Source organism: Micromonospora ferruginea (assembly GCF_013694245.2).
Taxonomy (GTDB): domain Bacteria; phylum Actinomycetota; class Actinomycetes; order Mycobacteriales; family Micromonosporaceae; genus Micromonospora; species Micromonospora robiginosa.
The window spans coordinates 1,339,642-1,357,624 of record NZ_CP059322.2 but is presented as its reverse complement, the minus strand read 5'-3'; the positions used below and the strand labels follow the sequence as shown (position 1 = coordinate 1,357,624).

At 72.2% G+C, this 17,983-nt stretch carries 14 protein-coding genes; 5 read left to right on the top strand and 9 right to left on the bottom strand.

Going from position 1 to position 17,983, the window contains the following annotated elements:
• Positions 1–24 precede the first annotated feature (24 nt).
• From H1D33_RS05980 to H1D33_RS05965, 4 genes are all read left to right on the top strand, one after another.
• Positions 25–867: an alpha/beta fold hydrolase gene (locus tag H1D33_RS05980; protein ID WP_181569020.1), complete on the top strand. Its 843-nt coding sequence runs from the start codon at positions 25–27 to the stop codon at positions 865–867.
• A gap of 26 nt (positions 868–893) precedes the next feature.
• Positions 894–2,783, top strand: a complete 1,890-nt coding sequence (locus H1D33_RS05975; protein WP_220138692.1) for an ABC transporter ATP-binding protein — start codon at positions 894–896, stop codon at positions 2,781–2,783.
• A gap of 246 nt (positions 2,784–3,029) precedes the next feature.
• A complete protein-coding gene (locus H1D33_RS05970) occupies positions 3,030–3,932 on the top strand; it encodes an ABC transporter ATP-binding protein (protein WP_181569021.1) in 903 nt (300 codons plus the stop codon).
• On the top strand, positions 3,929–4,915 hold the full coding sequence (locus H1D33_RS05965) for an ABC-2 transporter permease (protein ID WP_181569022.1): 987 nt from the start codon (positions 3,929–3,931) through the stop codon (positions 4,913–4,915). The genes H1D33_RS05970 and H1D33_RS05965 overlap by 4 nt, the downstream gene beginning before the upstream one ends.
• 85 nt (positions 4,916–5,000) lie before the next feature.
• On the opposite strand, the gene H1D33_RS05960 is transcribed toward H1D33_RS05965, so the two are convergent.
• From H1D33_RS05960 to H1D33_RS05935, 6 genes are all read right to left on the bottom strand, one after another.
• Positions 5,001–6,449: an MBL fold metallo-hydrolase gene (locus tag H1D33_RS05960; RefSeq protein WP_181569023.1), complete on the bottom strand. Its 1,449-nt coding sequence runs from the start codon at positions 6,447–6,449 to the stop codon at positions 5,001–5,003.
• A gap of 118 nt (positions 6,450–6,567) precedes the next feature.
• Positions 6,568–7,551 (bottom strand): transcriptional regulator protein, encoded by a 984-nt coding sequence (locus H1D33_RS05955; RefSeq protein WP_220138693.1) that lies wholly within the window; start codon positions 7,549–7,551, stop codon positions 6,568–6,570.
• 110 nt (positions 7,552–7,661) lie between these two features.
• Positions 7,662–10,064 (bottom strand): aminotransferase class I/II-fold pyridoxal phosphate-dependent enzyme, encoded by a 2,403-nt coding sequence (locus H1D33_RS05950; protein WP_181569024.1) that lies wholly within the window; start codon positions 10,062–10,064, stop codon positions 7,662–7,664.
• The gene (hppD, locus tag H1D33_RS05945; protein ID WP_181569025.1) at positions 10,061–11,074 is read right to left on the bottom strand and encodes a 4-hydroxyphenylpyruvate dioxygenase; all 1,014 of its coding nucleotides are present in this window, start codon (positions 11,072–11,074) and stop codon (positions 10,061–10,063) included. The genes H1D33_RS05950 and hppD overlap by 4 nt, the downstream gene beginning before the upstream one ends.
• Positions 11,075–11,313: 239 nt before the next feature.
• Positions 11,314–11,910: a GTP cyclohydrolase I FolE gene (gene folE, locus H1D33_RS05940; RefSeq protein WP_181569026.1), complete on the bottom strand. Its 597-nt coding sequence runs from the start codon at positions 11,908–11,910 to the stop codon at positions 11,314–11,316.
• Positions 11,907–13,277: a cation:proton antiporter gene (locus H1D33_RS05935; protein WP_181569027.1), complete on the bottom strand. Its 1,371-nt coding sequence runs from the start codon at positions 13,275–13,277 to the stop codon at positions 11,907–11,909. The genes folE and H1D33_RS05935 overlap by 4 nt, the downstream gene beginning before the upstream one ends.
• Before the next feature lie 246 nt (positions 13,278–13,523).
• On the opposite strand from H1D33_RS05935, the gene H1D33_RS05930 reads away from it, so the two are divergent.
• Complete coding sequence (locus tag H1D33_RS05930; RefSeq protein WP_181569028.1) at positions 13,524–15,110, top strand: MBL fold metallo-hydrolase; 1,587 nt, start codon at positions 13,524–13,526, stop codon at positions 15,108–15,110.
• 57 nt (positions 15,111–15,167) lie between these two features.
• Here H1D33_RS05930 and dpgD read toward each other — a convergent pair whose 3' ends face one another.
• From dpgD to dpgB, 3 genes are read right to left on the bottom strand one after another with little or no spacing between them, the layout of a single operon-like run.
• On the bottom strand, positions 15,168–15,974 hold the full coding sequence (gene dpgD / locus H1D33_RS05925) for an enoyl-CoA-hydratase DpgD (protein ID WP_220138694.1): 807 nt from the start codon (positions 15,972–15,974) through the stop codon (positions 15,168–15,170).
• A complete protein-coding gene (gene dpgC, locus H1D33_RS05920; protein ID WP_220138695.1) occupies positions 15,971–17,284 on the bottom strand; it encodes a (3,5-dihydroxyphenyl)acetyl-CoA 1,2-dioxygenase DpgC in 1,314 nt (437 codons plus the stop codon). Before dpgC ends, dpgD begins: the two co-directional genes overlap by 4 nt.
• Entirely contained in the window at positions 17,281–17,982 is a 702-nt protein-coding gene (dpgB, locus tag H1D33_RS05915; RefSeq protein WP_220138696.1) for an enoyl-CoA-hydratase DpgB, read from the bottom strand. The genes dpgC and dpgB overlap by 4 nt, the downstream gene beginning before the upstream one ends.
• Position 17,983 lies beyond the last annotated feature (1 nt).

Below are 17,983 nucleotides of genomic sequence, written 5' to 3'. Positions count from 1 at the left end.
TTCGACGCAGATTGACAATGTGCCATGGCGTATGTGAAGAGCAACGGGATCCGGCTCTCGTACACCATTTCCGGCACCGGTGACCCGGTTCTGCTCGTGATGGGTTCGGGCGCCTCGGCCCAGGTCTGGGACATGTACCAGACCCCCGCGCTGCGGGCGGCCGGCTATCGGACGGTGACCTTCGACAACCGCGGCATCGCGCCGTCCGACGTGCCGCCGGGCCGGTACGCGCTGGAGGATCTGGTCGCCGACACGCGGGGCCTGGTGGAGGCGTTGGACCTGCGCGGGTGCCACGTCGTCGGACTGTCGCTGGGGGGCCTGATCGTGCAGCGGCTCCTGGCCACCGATCCGGAGCTGTTCACCAGCGCCGTCCTGGTGGCGACCCGGTCCCGCGCCGATCGCGCGCGGCTGGCCCAGGACGCGGCCGACGTGGCGTTGCGGGAGAGCGGCATCCAACTCCCGGCCGGATACCGCGCGGTGCGGACGGTCTTCGAGATGCTGTCGCCGGCGACCGTGAACAACGACGCCGCGGTCGCGGAGTGGCTGGACCTGTTCGAGCTGACCTACGAGCCGGGCGAGCCCAACGGTCAGGTGTGGATCGACACCGCGACGGACCGGACGGCCGACCTGGCCGCCGTCACCGCGCCCTGCCGGGTGATCGCCTTCACCGACGACGTGGTGAGCCCGCCGCACCTGGGCGCCGAGGTCGCCGCCGCCATCCCGGGCTGCGACTTCGTCGAGATCCCGGACTGCGGCCACCTCGGGCATCTGGAGCGGCCGGAGGTGTTCAACGAGGCGATGCTCGACTTCCTCGGCAAGCACGCGGTCGGTCGCGCCGCCGTGAGCCGGGCCGGCGGCGTCCGGTGACCGCGCGGATGCCCGCGGCGGGCAGCATGCGGGCCCGGCTGTACGACGAGAACCTCACGCGGCAGAAGATCAAGGCCGGCACGGTCCGCCGGATCCTGCCCTACGCCAAGCGCCGGCGCGGGTCGCTCGCCGTGGTCCTGCTGGCCACCACGGTCAGCGCCGTCATCGCCGCGGCCGGGCCGCTGGTGCTCAAGCGCATCATCGACGACGGCATCACCGGGCAGCACCTGCGCGTGGTGGTGGAGCTCAGCCTGCTGCTGGTCGGGCTGGCCCTGGTGGACGTGGCGGCGATCTTCGTGCAGACACTGTTCTCGGCCCGGGTCGGTCAGGGGCTCGTCTACGAGCTGCGGACGGCGGCCTTCCGGCACGTGCAGCGGCAGCCGCTGGCGTTCTTCACCCGGGTGCAGACCGGGTCGCTGGTGAGCCGGTTGAACACCGACATCATCGGCGCGCAGCAGGCCCTGACCTCGGTGCTGGCCCAGTCGCTGTCCATCGTGCTGACCGTCGCCCTGGTGCTGGCGGCGATGTTCGCGCTGTCCTGGCAGGTCACGCTGGCCGCCCTGGTGACGGTCCCGATCTTCTTCCTGCCGGCGAAGCTGCTGGGCCGGCGGGTGCAGCGGCTCATCCGCGAGGGCATGCAGCAGGACGCCGCGATGAGTTCGATGATGAACGAGCGGTTCAACGTCTCCGGCGCGATGCTCGCCCAACTCTACGGCGACCCGGACCGGGAGGCCGGCGGCTTCGCGGCGCGGGCGGCCCGGGTCCGCGACATCTTCGTGCGCCAGGACGTCTACGGGCGGCTGTTCTTCATGTCGACCACGCTGCTGACCGCCTGCACCACCGCGCTCGTCTACGGGATGGGCGGCGCGCTGGTGATCGACGGGGTGCTGCAGATCGGCACCCTCGTCGCGCTGCTGGCGCTGCTCATGCGGCTGTACGGCCCGATCAACCAGCTCACCAGCATGCAGCGCAACGTGATCGCCGCGGTGGTCAGCTTCGATCGGGTCTTCGAGCTCATGGACCTCCAGCCGCTGCTGCGCGAACGTCCGAACGCCCGCGCGCTGCCCGCTCCGGCGGAGGGCGACCCGGCGCCGGAGATCGTGTTCGACGCGGTGTCGTTCCGCTACCCGGCGGCCACCGAGGTGTCGATCCCGTCGTTGGAGACGCACACCCGCACCGCGGCCGAGGCGCAGGAGCAGCCGTGGATCCTGCGGGACGTGAGCTTCGAGGTTCCGGCCGGCAAGCTCACCGCCCTGGTGGGGCCGTCCGGCGCGGGCAAGAGCACGATCACCCATCTCGTCCCGCGGCTCTACGACCCGGTGGACGGCGTGGTGCGCGTCGCCGGGCACGACGTGCGCGACCTGACGCTGGGCTCGCTGCGGTCGACGGTCGGCGTCGTGTCCCAGGACGCCCATCTGTTCCACGACACGATCCGCGCCAACCTCGCGTACGCGGATCCGGAAGCCTCGACCGAGGACATCGTCCGGGCCTGTACCGCGGCCCGCATCTGGGACATGATCCTGGCGCTGCCCGACGGGCTGGACACGGTGGTGGGCGACCGCGGCTACCGGCTGTCCGGCGGCGAGAAGCAGCGTCTCGCCCTCGCTCGGGTGCTGCTCAAGTCTCCCCCGATCGTGGTGCTCGACGAGGCGACCGCGCACCTGGACGCGGAGTCCGAGGCGGCGATCCAGCAGGCGCTGGCGACCGCGCTGGCCGGCCGCACCTCGCTGGTCATCGCGCACCGGCTCGCCACGGTCCGCGACGCCGACCAGATCGTCGTGCTCGACGAGGGCCGGGTCCGCGAGCGCGGTACGCACGAGTCACTGCGGGCCGCCGGTGGTCTCTACGCCGACCTCTACCGCACCCAGTTCGCCCCGCAGTCGGGCTCGCCGCTGCAGGTGGGCCCCACGTCCTGATCGTCGCTCGCACACGAGGCCGGAACCGTCGCGGTTCCGGCCTCGTGTCGTCGTTTCCGGGCGCTTGACGCTCGCCGCAGGCTTAGTGTTCTATAGTGCTATGAGCGTAGTACAACGGGGGTGGCACGGTGATCGTTTTCCCCGCGGCTCCGCCGAGCGCCGCACGTGGGGTCGCCGGCGGTCAGAGGTCGGCGGCAGCCGAGACCACGACATGACCACACTTCGATCCGCCATGGAGGTCCCGCAATGACCCTCGTCCTCGACACCGAAGGGCTCGGCAAGCGATACGGGCGTCATCAGGCCCTGGCCGACTGCACCCTCAAGATCCCCACCGGACGGGTGATCGGCCTGGTCGGGCCGAACGGCGCCGGCAAGTCCACGCTGCTCGGGCTCACGTCGGGGCTCGTCAAGCCCACCGAGGGCACCATCCGGGTGCTCGGCGAGGCGCCCGCCGCCGACGCGTCGCAACTGGCCCGGGTCGGCTTCGTCGCGCAGGACACCCCGGTCTACGCGGGGCTCAGCATCACCGAGCACATGCGGCTGGGCGCCAAGCTCAACCCCCGGTGGGACGGCGCACTGGCCGAGCGGCGCATCCGCCAGCTAGGACTCAACCCGTCGCAGAAGGCGGGCTCCCTCTCCGGCGGCCAGCGCGCCCAGCTCGCCCTGGCACTCGCCGCCGGCAAGCGCCCCGATCTGCTCATCTTCGACGAGCCGGTCGCCGCGCTCGACCCGCTGGCCCGACACGGCTTCCTGCAGAGCCTGATGGAGTCGGTCGCCGAGCTCTCGGCCAGCGTCATCCTCTCCTCGCACCTCCTGGAGGATCTCGAGCGGGTGTGCGATCACCTGATCGTGCTCTCCGCGGGCCGGGTCCAGGTCAGCGGCGACGTCGACGACCTGGTGGCCAAGCACTACCGCCTCATCGGCTCGCACGGCAGCTTCGCCGGGCTGCCGCCCGAGCTGGAGGTCATCCGGGACGAGTCCAACGGCCACCAGCAGACGCTCGTCGTCCGCGCCCAGGGCGCGCTGCCCTATTCGTTCAAGGACGCCCAGCATCTCAGCGTCGAGGATCTCGTCCTCGCATACATGGGACGCGCGGACCGTTCGATCGCGAGCATGCCGGCACACCACACCGTGGAGGCTTTCCGATGATCTGGCTCACCTGGCGTCAATTCCGGGCACAGGCGCTCACCGCCGGCGTGGGGTTGGCCCTGTTCGCCGCCTTCCTGGTGTTCCTCGGCCTACGCACCCGCAGCGCGTACGACGACAACATCGTCGGCTGCGGCAGCCCCGCCGACTGTTCCTCGGCCGCCGAGTTCTTCCAGGACCAGTTCTCCACCCAGATCACGCTCGCCAGCGTGCTGCTGCTGGTCATCCCGGTCCTGATCGGCATCTTCTGGGGGGCGCCGCTGATCGCCCGGGAGCTGGAGACCGGCACCCACCGCTTCGTGTGGAACCAGAGCATCACCCGCACCCGCTGGCTGCTCGTGAAGCTCTCCTTCATCGCCCTGACCGCGATGGCCGTCACCGGTCTCTGCTCGGCGCTGCTCACCTGGGCGGCCAGCCGCTACGACCTGGTGCTCGGCGAGCGGTTCGGCATCCTGTTCTTCGGCTCGCGCAACATCGTGCCGGTGGGCTACGCGCTCTTCGCCTTCATCCTGGCCACCCTCACCGGGATGCTGATGCGCCGCATCGTGCCCGCGATGGCCGTCTCGCTGGGCATCATCGCCGTGCTCGGCATCGCGGTGCCCCTGTTCGTCCGCCCCTACCTGCAGCCGCCCATCGAGAAGACGGTCAACTTCACCGTCGACTCGGTGCGGGGCGCGAAGCTCAACGTCGCGGACAAGATCCAGGTCGGCTACAGCCTGGACAACGCCTGGGTGCTCGACTCGTGGTACCCGGTGTACGACAAGAACGGCAAGGAGATCGCCACGAAGGACGTGCAGGAGTGCATCACCGGCGACCGGGAGAAGGACGCGCAGTGCATCTCCGAGCGCGACGTGCACTTCACGGCCGTCTACCAGCCGGGCGACCGGTACTGGACGTTCCAGTGGCTGGAACTCGGGGCCTACGTGGCCCTCGCGCTGATCCTGGCGGCGGTCAGCCTCGGGCGGATCCGACGCCCGCTGGCGTGACCGGCGGGCGGGCACGACGATGACGACGGCGTCGGCGATCGGGAGCTTCCGATCGCCGGCGCCGCTCCCGTTGACCGAGGCCCGCTCACCAGCGCCACTCGCGTCCACCGGTGAGCTGCCGGGCGAGGATGCCCCGACCGGCGCACCAGCGCTCGATGTCACCGATCGCCCCGGGGACGGCCGGCTCGGCGCCCGGGGCGTACGTCCACATCTCGTCCGCGTCGAGCCCGGACACGATCGCCGCGGCGCGGTCCGCGGCCGGGGCCGGTTCGACCCGCCGCTCCCCCGGATGCCCCGGCAGGGCGTCGAGCCACGCCTGCGGCGGCGCGGAGACGTCCCGGGCGAGGAAGGCCATGTCGATCGGACCGGCGACGTCGCGGATCCCCCGGTACAGCAGCGGTTCGGCGCTGCCCGATCCGGAGCCGACGAAGACGGTCGCGCCGGCGGCCTTCACCACATAGGTGGACTTGGCCCGCACGTCGGGCCCGGCGCCGTCGTCCTGGTAGGGGGTCGCGACCACGGACCCGCCGGGGAAGGCGACCTCCTCGAAGTCGTCGACCTCGACGACCGGGAAACCGGTGTGCCGCAGGAAGAGCACGAGCGACGGGTCGGCGATGTTCCCCTTCGAGCTGCGGGGCACGACCACACCGCCGATCCGCCCCCGCAGTTGGACCAGCGTCGCGAAGGCGGCGGGCTCCTGCCAGCCGTTCGTGAGCAGGATCAGGTCGACGTGATCCGGGAGGTCGCCGATCACGTAGCGGCCGCGGGTGTCGACGAAGGGATCGGTCAGCACCGCGCCCTCGGGCGTCTGCACCAGGAACGACGACCGCCCGAGATAGCGGATCCGGCCGCCCGCCTCGAGGTGCCGGCCGGACCGGACCGCCGGCGCCGGCGCGAGGAAACGGTCGAGCAACGCCGCTCGGGCGCCGTCGAGTCCCAGCACCTCGGCGAGATGATCCAGGGTGGTCGGGCGGACACGGGCCCGGGCCAGCTCGGTCACGGCCTCGGCGTCGAAGCGCACCGGCAGGTCGAGCGTGTCCGGCCCGGGCAGGTGCGGGCCGCCCGGCAGACCTCGGGCCCGACCGGCGGGCGCCGGCCCGATCCGGATCGACTGCCGCTGCTCGTCATGGACCCTGCTGCGGTAGAGCAACGACTCGATCCACCGGATGCCCGGCCGGCCGCCGCGGTCGCGGGTCAGCTCGACCAGGCCCTGCACCGCCTGCGGCAGCCGGCGGTAGAGGGCGGCCAGGTCGTCCGGGGCGGTCGCGTCGGCGATCATCTCCTCCGCGGTGGCCGCCGCGGCGGCGAAGTCCAGCATGGCCCCGCGGTCCCGTTTGATCGACTCCAGCAACGCGGCCACCCCGGCGCCGCCGGGCCTGGACAGCCGACGCTGCATGAGCGGGATCTGGGCGTGCGCGAGGGTCAGGGCGGCCGGGGCCGGCGCGACCGTGTAGAGCCACGCGTCGAAGCGGTCGACCAATGGCTGGACGAGCACGTCCGAGCAGAGATATCTGGTCTCCGGGCGATGCCGCATGCGTTTTCCGTTCCCTAGTGATGACGAGGGGCGGCGCATGCGGCAGCGCCTCGGCACGACCGCATTGTGCAGCGCCGCGGTGCAGTTTTCCGATCATGGTTCGACCGGTGGCGTGGAATCAGGCGCTGCGCGCCTTGCGCCGGTCCAGCGCATCGGCCAGGCGCAGCCATTCGTCCGCGCATCGGCGCGCGACGTCGGCCACGGTATAGGTCGAGTGCGGGGGGATCTCGTCGACGTACCGACGCCACTCCCCGTTACGCACGGCCCGCGAATGCAGCCATTGCAACAACCGTCGACCGGAGGCGCTCAGCCGCAGCGACGGGTCGCGGGCCAGGCCGCGCAGCACCGGCGTGACGTCCGAGTGCGACACCGGGGACTCCTCGCGGACGAGGGTCGGCGCCGTCGCCCGCGAGGAGGCCGACGACCCGATCGGGCCCTCTCCGCGTCGCACCCGGTTGCGGACGTCCCAGGCGGTGGAGGGCGACACCGAGGCGAGCTTGGCGATCGCCCGCAGCGGCGCGTCGGGCTGTTCCCGTAGCAACTCGACCACGCGCAGCCGGCCGTCCGCGCTGTTCAGCGGTCGTACGCGGCCGTCGCGGCCGACCCGGGCCGAGGTCGCGTCGTAGGCCGCGAGCCGCCGGCGCACCCCGGCGACGGTCTTGGCGCTGAGCCCCGCGGTCGTGCCGATGGCCCGGTCCGACCAGTGAGGATGGCTGGTGATGATCTGCTCGGCGGCGGCCGTGCGGTCCCGAAGCGACAACGGCAGGCCGTGCGTCACGTTGGCCTTCACGGCCAGGACGAAGGCGGCCTCCGTGGTCCCGTCGAAGAAGTTGCCCCAGATCTCGGTGTCACCGCGCAGGCGGGCGGCGCGGATGCGGTGCATGCCGTCGATGACCCGCATCGTCGCCCGGTGCACCATGATCGGTGGCAGCGGCATGTCGCTGTCCGCGAGCATCCGGGCATGATCGTCGTTTTCTCCGTCGAGCCGTGGCGACAGCGAGCCACCCAGCTCGAATAGTGGAATCAATTCTGTCTCGAACAATGGACCGGCACCCGCCGGGTCGAACGGTCGTACAGATTCCCCCGTGGCTTGGCGCGTCACAATTTCTCCCCGTTGATCCGCGTTGCTTACGTTCAGCTGATCCGCAGAATTAAACCTTCCAGACGCCGAGGTTTAGCGCATCCCCATTACGGGCATCCTAACACGCGTATCTATTTTCCGAGTCCTCCACAACCCGACAGTACGGCCGCGCCACCCCCCTCCCGAGCAGCCTCTTCGACCACGAATCGTGCAAACCTACTCACCCCCTCCACAATGGCCTCCTCGCTGAGATAGCTGACCGAAAGCCGGATACCACACTCGCCACCACCCTCCGGATAGAAGTACGACATCGGCGTCCAAATCACGCCGTGTTCCTCGGCGGAGCGGGTCAGCGCCGCGTTGTCCGCGACGAACGGCACCTCCACCGACAGGAAGAAGCCTCCGGTCGGCTCGTTCCACCGGACCCCCAGCCGCGCCCGCTCCGGGCGCGGGAAGGCGCGGTCCAGCTCGCGCAGCGTGATGCGCATGGCGGTGCCGTAGTAGTCGGCGGTGTCCTCGTTCAGGGCCGCCGCGCTGCCACCGGCGGCGAGCAGCATGCCGGCCACCGCCGCCTGGCTCAGCGACGAGGTGTTCACCGTGATCATGCTCTTGATCTTGACCAGTTCCTCGGCGAGCAGCCGGGTGCCGCCGGCGCCGTCCGAAACGAGCTGGTCGGCGACGGCGAACCCGACGCGCGCGCCCGGGAACACCGTCTTCGAGAACGAGCCCAGGTGCAGCACCCGCCGGTGCTCGTCCAGCGCCTTGAGCGACGGCACCTGGGCGCCGGGGCTCACCAGCCGGTACGGGCTGTCCTCGAGCACCACCAGGTCCAGCCGGGTGGCCACGTCCAGCAGCTCCCGGCGGACCGGTTCGGGCACGGTGTTCCCGGACGGGTTGGCATGGTCCGGGATCACGTAGAAGGCGCGCGGCCGACGGCCCCGCGCCCGCTCCTCCTCGCACGCGGCGACGAGGTCGGCGCAGCGCAGACCGTCCGGGCGCTCCGGGACCGCGCGGACCCGGATGCCGAACAGGCGCGCGGCTCCCACGATGCCGACGTAGCAGGGGCTGGACACCAGCAGGACGTCGTCCGGGCCGGTGATCAGGGCCCGGATCGCGAGCACCATCGCCTCCTGCGCACCGACGGTCACCACGATCGACTCGGCCGCCACGTCGATCCCCTCGTCGGCTCGCAACGATGCGGCGATGATCTCCCGGATCCGGCCGGCGGTCGGGCCGTACTGGAACAGGGCGTCGCGGATCTGGGCACCCGAGAGCCCGCCGGCACCCAGGTGGTCCACATAGGTCCGAATGCCGGCGAAGATCTGCTCGACGTCGAAGAAGCCGTCGTACGGGCGTCCGGGCGCGAAGGACACCGCATCCGGGTAGCGGGTGGTGACCTCGTTGAGGAAGTTCATCGTGTCGAGCACCGGATCGTCGAGGCTCGGGTGGACGTCCCGCCGCGGGACGGGCGCGACCGTGCGGACGGGCAACGGCGTGCCGGACAGCACGGCCGCGTCCCGCAGCTCGGTCAGCATCTGATCGAGCACGTGGGAGACGCCCTCGGCGCCGCCCGCCGCGAGGGCGTACAGGATCGGGCGGCCGACCATCGCGGCGTCCGCGCCGCTGGTCAGCGCGGTCAGGATGTCGCTGCCGCGCCGGATGCCGCCGTCGACCAGCACCGGGCAGGCCCCACCGACGGCGGCGGCCACCGCCGGCAGCACGTCCAGGGTGGCAGGCGCCCCGTCGAGCTGACGGCCACCGTGGTTGGACACGATAATCGCGTCCGCTCCGGCGGCCACCGCCCGCCGCGCGTCGTCGGCCGCCAGGACGCCCTTCACCACGAGGGGCAACGGGCTCACCGAACGCAGCCAGGCGAGGACCGACCAGTCGAGCGCGGGATCGAACGCGGTGAGCGCGTGGCCCGCGGGTGACCGGTAGCTCCCGCCGGGCAGGTTGGCGGGGGCCACGCCGGCCGGCAGCACGAAGCCGTTGCGTACGTCGCGAAGGCGCCGGCCCAACCGCGGTGCGTCCACCGTGAGGACGATCGCCTCGAAGCCGGCGGCGGCGGCCCGCTCGACGAGGGCCCGGGTGACGGCCCGGTCCCGGAAGCAGTAGACCTGCAGCCAGCACGGGCCGCCGGCGGCTGCCGCGACGTCCTCGACCGTCCGGCCGGCGAACGTGCTCACCACGAACGGCACCCCGACCCGCGCGGCGCCCCGGGCGGTGGCCACCTCGCCCTCCGGATGCACGAGCGTGTGATAGGCGGTGGGCGCGATCGCCAGCGGCGCCGGCCACGTCCGGCCCAGCACCGGCACCGAGAGGTCGGGCTCCGTCACGCCGGTGAGCACCCGGGGCACCAGTGGATGCCTGTCGTACGCGGTCCGGTTCGCGATCAACGTCCGCTCGTCGCCCGCTCCCCCGGCGATGAAGTCCCACGTCGCGGCGTCGAGGCGGGCGCGGGCCGCCCGCTCGACGTCGGCCGGCGAGAGCAGCCCGGCGGCGAGGCCGACGCCGGACCGTTCCTCCACCGTCATCGCGCGGCCAGCCGGTCCAGCTCCACAGCCTCGTAGAGCGCACGGATGTTGTTGCTGCCGAAGCCCCGGGAGCCGCGCCGCTGGATCAGCTCGTAGAACAGGGTGTCGCGCGGGTGCGGCGACCGGGTGAACAACTGCAGCAGGTAACCCCACTCGTCCCGGTCCGCCAGGACGTTCGTCGCGCGGAGGTCGGCGATCTCCTCGCGCATGCCGGCGAGCCGACTGCCGAGGGCGTCGTAGTAGGTCCCGGGCGTGTTCAGGAACTCGACCCGCTCGGCCTCCCGGACGGCCGCGACGATGTCGTCGACCAGGAACGCCAGGTGCTGCACGCCCGGTCCGTCGTTGCGGGACAGGAACGCGTCCAGTTGCCCCGAGCCCTCCGACGGGCCGGGGGCGACCAGGGTGAAGGTCACGCCGTCGCTGTCGCTGCGGACCACCACCGACTCCATCGAACTGGCGCCGACCCGGACGCTCTCGGCGGAGTAGCGGGTGAGCCCGAACCCGGCGGCGTAGAAGTCGGCGTACGAGTCGAGGCTGCCCCGCTCGACGCAGACCGCGATGTGGTCGAGCAGGGCGATGCGCTCGGGGCGCTCGCCGCGCGACTCGCCGGACGGCACCCAGCCGAACCCGGCGGGCAGGCCGTCGGCGGTGCCGGTGGCCGGCAGCAGGGTGTGCACCACAGAACCGAATCCGGAGACGGCCGGGCCGCCGTGCGGGACGTCGGCGTCCACGGCCCCGGCGGCCAGGGCGCCCTGCCGGGTCGCCGTCACGTCGTCGCAGCGGAACGCGACGTCGGCGATGCCGTCGCCGTGCTGCTCGACGAACGCCCCGGTCACCTCGCCCGTGGTGACCACCAGCCGCGCCGTGCCCTGCCGGAGCAGGACGGAATCGCGTCCGGGCCCCGCCGAACGGGCGACGAGCGCGAAGCCCAGATCGGATCGGAAATAGTCGGTCATCGCCTCGGCGTCGGCGGTGTAGAGCTCCACGTAATCGATTTCCTGGGCACCCATGGTCAATCCCTTTCCACCAGGCGTCGGATGCCGGGGACCGGCACGGTGAACACGGTCGCTCGGCTTTCGTCAGCGGCGATTCCGCTGGCACGCGTCGCAAGACTGGCACAGGGCGGCAGGGCCGACAACGCTTGTCCGGGCACGGTGGAACCGGTGCCCGGGCAGGGTGGAAAACGCGCCTGGGCCGCCGTTCGACTGCGTATCGGGACGCGGTCGAACGGCGGCCGGTGCGCCGGGGATCAGCGCTCGCCCACCCGGGCCGCGGCGAGGAACTCGGCCCTCGACCGCGCGTCGGAGCGCAGGGTGCCGAGCATCGTCGACGTGATCGTGCGGGCGCCCACCGCCTGCACGCCCCGCAGCGTCATGCAGAGGTGCTCGGCCTCGATGACCACACCCACGCCGTTGGGTCGCAGCTCCTCGGTCAGCCAGTCCGCGACCTGCTTGGTCAACCGTTCCTGGACCTGGGTGCCCTGGGCGAACATCTCCACGACCCGGGCCAGCTTGGACAGCCCGAGGATCCGTGAGTTCGGCAGGTAGCCGACGTGCGCGACGCCGACGAACGGCAGCAGGTGGTGCTCGCAGACCGACCGGATCGGGATCGAGCGGGCCAGGACGAGTTCGTCGTACCCCTCGTCGTTGTCGAAGGTGGTCAGCTTGAAGTCGCGCGGGGTGAGCAGCTCCGCGAAGGCCCGCGCCATCCGGGCCGGCGTCTCGCGCAGGCTGTCCGAGCCGAGGTCCACGCCGACCGCCTCGAGGAAGTCGGCCGCCGCGGCGGTCGCGGCGTCCAGGTCGCAGACCCGGCGCGCCCGGCTGACGTGCTTGGCGGTGACGGTCATGGTGTCCTCTCGAGACTCGGCAGGTTGGGGGCGGGGGCGACACCCGACGCGGGCGCGTTGTCCCACGACTCGTGCTGCAGGCGGCGGCGATGCTCGCCGTCGCCGACCTCGATGCGGGCGGCCGCGGCCCGGAGCAGGGGCGGTGCGAGCACCGAGGTCGCGATCGCGACGAGCGCGACGATGGTGTAGGAGGCGGTGTTGAGCACGCCGAGTCGCAGCCCGGTGAGCGCCACCACCAGCTCGACGACCCCCCGGGAGTTGAGCCCGGCGCCCAGGGCCAGGCTCTCCCAGTGGCTCAGTCGAGTCGCCCGGGAGGCCAGGTAGACCCCGCCGAACTTGCCGACGACCGCGACCGTCAGGACGGCGACCGCGGCGAGAGCCACACCGGGATCCGCCAGCGCGGTGAGATCCATCCGCAGTCCCGCCGTCGCGAGGAACAGCGGCGCCAGCACGGACAGCACCACCATGCGCAGGCCGGCGAGTTTGGCCATGTCGGCCGCGCCGGGCAGTCCGATGAGGATGCCGACGACGAAGGCGCCGAAGATCGGCTCCATGCCGAGCGCGTGGGTGGTGATCGCACCCAGCAGCACGAGCAGGACGGCGACGGCGACGGTCGGGCCGGACGACGGCGACCGGCCCGCGGCCCGCATCAGCCGACGGACCAGCGGCCGGCCGGCCGCCACCGCCACCGCCAGGAAGACCGCCAGGCTGGCGACGGCGGACACCGCCGTACTGGTGGTGAAACCGGAGACCGCGATCACCGAGACGATCGACAGCAGCAGCCAGCCGACGGCGTCGTCGATGGTCGCCGCGGCCAGCGCGAGCTGGCCGATGTCCCGGTGCAGCAGCCGCATGTCCGACAGCGTCTTGGCGATCACCGGGATGGCGGACACGCACATCGCCACGCCGAGGAGGAAGGCGAAGAGGCCCGCGCCGCCCGCCTCGGGTCCGCGCAGCGTCGCGGGCAACCCGAGGCCGAGGGCGATGCCCAGGCCGAGCGGCATGATCAGGCCGCCCAGGCTCGCGGTCACCACCGTGGCGCGGCGCCGGCGGAGCATGCCGGCGTCCAGGTGGGTGCCGGTCAACGCGACAAGCAGCAGGATGCCGATCTGCCCGACCGCGTCCACCAGGTGCATCTGCTCCGGCTGCGCCGGCAGCAGCCAGCCCGCCACGTCCGGGGCGAACTCGCCGAGCAGGGACGGGCCGAGGATCACCCCGGTGCTGAGCTCGCCGACGACGGCGGGCAGGCGGACCCGCTCGGCGAGCCGCCCGAGGCAGAACGCCACCAGCAGCAGGGCGGTGACCGCGACCAGGAATCTCAGCAGCGGTTCACCGCCGAGCACCGGTACGGGTGCCGCATGACTCATTGGTCCTCCTTGGAAGAACGGCGGATTCGCCCGGGAATGGTGACGGCAGCGGCCTTCGCCAGGCGGCCCACGCCTTCCGATGCGGCACATTTTCATCCGCTCGTGGCGTTGTTCAACTGCACCGCAGCAGCAGTTGTACGCCGCTCTCGCACACCGTCGTGAATCCGCCGGGCGATGACATAGTGAGGCGGTTCCGCCCTTTGCGCCGGTCGGCGCCACTCTGCTCTTTTTCCGAGGAGGACAAGCATGGGCAGCAGCGACCAGGTCTATCTACGCTCGAATGCGATCATCGAGCCGCTGGTCGACCGCTTCTTCGCCTGGATGCACATCGTCGCGCCGGTGCAGGCATCCATGAACCTCATGAACGTCCAGGTACCGTTGCTCGAGTCGTACCTGCACTCGCCGCAGATTCACGTCGCGGCCAGCAACAACCCGGCCATGCGGGGCGGCTACTTCGTCAACGTCCCGGAGGAGCGCAGCAACGAGATCGCGGACCTGCTCGACACGATCAAGCGCGACCGCGCGGAGATGCTGGCCTTCGCCGCCGGCATCGCCGAGGCCGAGGAGATCCTGAAGCAGGACGCCACCGGATTCGACCTGACGCCGCTCTACCCGCGGCTGCCCCAGGTGCTCAACGGGCTCGTCGAACTCGCCTACGACACCAGCAACCAGCCCTCGATGCACTTCATCGAGCCGCTGCTCTACCACAGCCCGATCTTCGACCGCCGCCGCCAGTCGGTGCAGCTCTCGTTGGACACCGGCGTCGAGCGGCCGTTCATCCTCAGCACCCCGCGCCTGCCCGGCCCCGACGTGCTGGAGCTGCCGATCGCCCTGGACCACCCCGGGCTCGACACGCTGTTCCGCGCCCGGATCGCGCCGGCCGCCCGCGGCGAGCTGCACGACGCGCTGGGGCTCGACGCCGCCCAGGCCCTCCAGCTGGACCGGCTGCTCACCGACGCGCCCAGCGTGGCGCCCGACCGGCACATCGAGGGCGGCGGTCGGATCCGCTACTTCGGCCACGCCTGCCTGGTGCTGCAGACCGCCGAGGGTTCGGTCGTCACCGACCCGTTCATCAGCACCGACAACCGCCACGGCGACCGTTTCACGCTCGACGACCTGCCGGACCGCATCGACCTGGTGCTCATCACCCACGGTCACCAGGACCACATCGTGCTGGAGACGCTGCTGCAGCTCCGCTCGCGGATCGGCGCCGTCGTCACGCCGCGCTCGTCGCGCGGGAACACCGCCGACCCGTCGATCGGGCTCTACCTCAAGGCCCTCGGGTTCAACGTCATCGAGGTCGACGACTTCGACGAGGTGCCGTTCCCGGGCGGCAAGGTGATCGCCACGCCGTTCCTGGGCGAGCACTCCGACCTGGACATCCGGGCCAAGTCGACATTCTTCGTGCAGCTCTCCGGCAAGACCGTGTTCGTCGGCGCGGACTCCTCCGGCATCGACCCGGTCCTCTACCGCTACATGCGCGAGCACCTGGGCGACGTGCAGATCGCCTTCCTCGGCATGGAGTGCGACGGCGCCCCGCTCACCTGGCTCTACAAGGGTCTGCTGACCCGTCCGGTGACCAAGAAGATGAGCGACTCGCGGAAGCTGTCCGGCTCGAACGCCAAGCAGGCGGCCGACATCATGGAGGAGCTGCGCGCGGACGAGGCCTACATCTACGCGATGGGCGAGGAGAGCTGGCAGGGTCACGTCATGGCCACCACCTACGACGAGGACACCTACCAGATCAAGCAGATCGAGGAGTTCGTCGGCTGGTGCGCCGAGCGGAACATCCCCGCGGAGCACCTGTTCAACAAGCGCGAATGGCGCTGGTAGCGGGGCACGTGAAGCGGCCGACCGGTGAACCGGTCGGCCGCTTCGTCGATGTGCGCGTCAACGCCCTTCCCAGACGGGGTCGCGCCCCTCGGCGAACGCGCGCGGCCCCTCGACCGCGTCGCGGCTCAGAATCCGACGCCGCTCCCAGTCGAACGCGGTGTGGAAGGCCCGGCGCAGCGGCATGTCGGCGGAGTGGTGCGCCGCCTCCTTGATCGCGCGCACCGCCAGCGGGGCGGCCCGCAGCAGGTCGTCGGTCCAGCCGGCGACACACTCGTCCAGGTCGGCGCCCGGGACCACGTCGTTGACCAGACCGTGGTGCAGGGCCACGGCCGCCGGCATGTGCCGGCCGGTCAGCAGGTAGCCCATCGCCATCTTGGGCGGCAACTGCCGGACCAGCCGGAACACGCCGCCCGCGCCGGGGACGAGCCCGAGCAGCGCCTCGGGCAGCGCGAAGACCGCGTGCTCGGCGGCGACGATCACGTCGCAGGCCAGCGCCAGCTCGAAGCCGCCGCCGAGCGCGTACCCGTTGACCCGGGCGATCACCGGCTTGGTGAAGTCGAAGCGCTCGGTGAGCCGCGGCCAGCCGGGCTGGCCGCGGCTGCCGAAGGTGGTGGGCGCCGCGCCCATCTCGTTGAGGCGGGCCCGCTCCCGCAGGTCCTGCCCCACGGAGAAGGACCGCTCCCCCGCGCCGGTCAGCACGACGACGCGGACGTCGTCGTCGTCCTCGATCTCGTCCCAGACCCAGCCGAGTTCCTCGTGCATGCGCAGGTCCATCGCGTTGAGCACCTCGGGCCGGTCGAGGACGACGCGGGCGACGTGCCCGGTCTTCTCGTACCGCACGCGGCGGCCGGCGTCGCCCGTCACGCCGGCACCGCCGCGGGGCGCCCGGTGCTGAAGCGGCCCACCTTGGCGATGACGTCGTCGCTGTGCAGACGCCGGGCCTGGCACACCGCGAACGCCGCCAGATAGCGGCGGAAATCGTCCAGCGGCTCCTCGGTCACCAGCAGCATCTCCCGGTTGGCCGCGACCGCCGAGCCGCGCAGCAGCTCCGCGCCGGCGCGCACCGCCTCGTCGAGCTGCGGTCCCGGCTCGTGCACCGCGTCCACGAGCAGGCGCGCCTCCGGCTCGGTGACGCGCAGGCGCCGGCCGAGCAGGATGAGCTGCCGCGCCAGCCGCGCCGGCACCCGCCGGGCGAGCCGGAAGTTGGCCGCACCGGGCACGATGCCCTCCTGCGCCGCGGGCAGGCTCAGGTAGGCGTCCGCTCCCGCCACCACGTGGTCGGCGACGAGCAGCAACTGCGTCCCGCCCCCGATCGCGAACGTGTCGACCGCGGCGAGCACCGGCTTGCCGCCACGCACCAGCTTGTGCACGTAGCCCAGCTCGCGGGTCAGCAGGAAGCCGACCAGACCGATGCCGCCGGCGTGCAGCGCCTTGAGGTTGATGCCCGAGCTGAACACGCGCCGGCCCCGGTAGCGCGGGTGGGTCATCACGCCGCCCCGCAGCACGAGCACGTCGACCTGCGGGTCCAGCAGCGCCAGGTCGACCGCGGTCTCCATGTCGGCGACCTGGCGGGCGTCCTCGGCGTTGAGGCAGTCGTCGCGGCACATGGTCAGGTGGGCCACCCCGGCGTCGCGACGCAGCCGGACCGAGGGCAGGTCGGCCCGCCCCTCGCGCAGATAGCTCTCGGCGAGCGCGGCGGCCCGGGCGGTGGGCCGCAGCATGGCCCGCAGCAGATGCCGGCCCTCCTCCGGCCTGTCGAGCACCGCGCCGAGGAACAGGCCGACGTCGATCTCGAGGCCCTCCTTGTGCCGCTGCGGGAGGTCGTGCTCGGCGGCCAACCGGGCCCGGGAGGCCACCAGGCCGGGGAACGCCTCGGCCGTGGCCGCGCACAGCTCCGCCAGGCGCATCGGACGGGTCAGCCCGGCGGTCACCTCGCGGTAGACCGCGCTCGCGTACCGGTCCAGGAACTCCGCGCGGGCCTCGCGCGCGGCGGCGTGGGCGGCGGACGCGGTCGCCCGTTCGTCGGGGGTGCGCCCTTCCGGTGCCGGCAGCGTGCCCAGGACGGCTTCGGCCCGCGCGGCGGCGGCCTCGACCGCGCGCCGCCCGTCGTCCAGGCCGGGGATGCCGATGGCCGGCTTGGCGCCGGCCATCGTCGTCGGGGATCCGAGCGTCATGACAGCGACTCCGCGGCCGCTCGCCGCAGCTCCCGGTCGCAGGCCGCCAGGTGCACGCCGAGCGCGTCCTCGAAGCCGACCGTCTGGGCGTCGAGCATGAGTTGCCGGCGCAGGGCCACCTCGGCCCCGGGCACGGTGACGACGCGGGCGGTCGCGGCGGCCACCGCGGCGGCGGGGTCGTCGGTCACCTCGTGCACGAGCGACACCGGCAGCGCCTCGGCCATGGTGATCGGGCTGCCGAAGAGCACCGACCGGCGGACGGCGTCGGCGGCGGAGCCCTGGCGGGTCATCCGGTAGAGCGCCATGCCCGGCCAACTGGCGGCGCCCGGGCGGGACGGGACCAGCCGCGCCGACGTGGCCGCGATGCGGTAGTCGGTCGCCAGCAGGGCGTCCAGGGCCGGGCCGCCGCAGTCCCCGCTGGCCACCGCGACGGTGGCGGCAGGGAGTTGCTCCAGCCGCCGCAGCGCCTGCTCCCACTTGTTGATCACGCCGACCGTGACGCCGTCCGGCCAGGGGCCGGCCGGCGCGCCGGAGACGTGCACCACCACGACGGCCGGCGTGACGGCGTCCTCCGCCCGGGCGCACGCCCGCAGCACGGTGGCGATCTGCTCGGGCCCGGGGGCGCGGCGGCCGTCGATCTCGATCGCGATCTCCAGGGCCGTCGCGCGGGCGCCGTCGATGTCGGTGTCCATGTCCATG

Bases quoted from the DNA above. Each gene is read 5' to 3' on its own strand.
- folE (WP_181569026.1), bottom strand. From the start codon at position 11,910: ATGACCGTCACCGCCAAGCACGTCAGCCGGGCGCGCCGGGTCTGCGAC.
- hppD (WP_181569025.1), bottom strand. From the start codon at position 11,074: ATGGGTGCCCAGGAAATCGATTACGTGGAGCTCTACACCGCCGACGCC.
- H1D33_RS05935 (WP_181569027.1), bottom strand. From the start codon at position 13,277: ATGAGTCATGCGGCACCCGTACCGGTGCTCGGCGGTGAACCGCTGCTG.
- H1D33_RS05965 (WP_181569022.1), top strand. From the start codon at position 3,929: ATGATCTGGCTCACCTGGCGTCAATTCCGGGCACAGGCGCTCACCGCC.
- dpgB (WP_220138696.1), bottom strand. From the start codon at position 17,982: ATGGACATGGACACCGACATCGACGGCGCCCGCGCGACGGCCCTGGAG.
- H1D33_RS05960 (WP_181569023.1), bottom strand. From the start codon at position 6,449: ATGCGGCATCGCCCGGAGACCAGATATCTCTGCTCGGACGTGCTCGTC.
- H1D33_RS05930 (WP_181569028.1), top strand. From the start codon at position 13,524: ATGGGCAGCAGCGACCAGGTCTATCTACGCTCGAATGCGATCATCGAG.
- H1D33_RS05980 (WP_181569020.1), top strand. From the start codon at position 25: ATGGCGTATGTGAAGAGCAACGGGATCCGGCTCTCGTACACCATTTCC.
- H1D33_RS05975 (WP_220138692.1), top strand. From the start codon at position 894: ATGCGGGCCCGGCTGTACGACGAGAACCTCACGCGGCAGAAGATCAAG.
- H1D33_RS05950 (WP_181569024.1), bottom strand. From the start codon at position 10,064: ATGACGGTGGAGGAACGGTCCGGCGTCGGCCTCGCCGCCGGGCTGCTC.
- H1D33_RS05970 (WP_181569021.1), top strand. From the start codon at position 3,030: ATGACCCTCGTCCTCGACACCGAAGGGCTCGGCAAGCGATACGGGCGT.
- dpgC (WP_220138695.1), bottom strand. From the start codon at position 17,284: ATGACGCTCGGATCCCCGACGACGATGGCCGGCGCCAAGCCGGCCATC.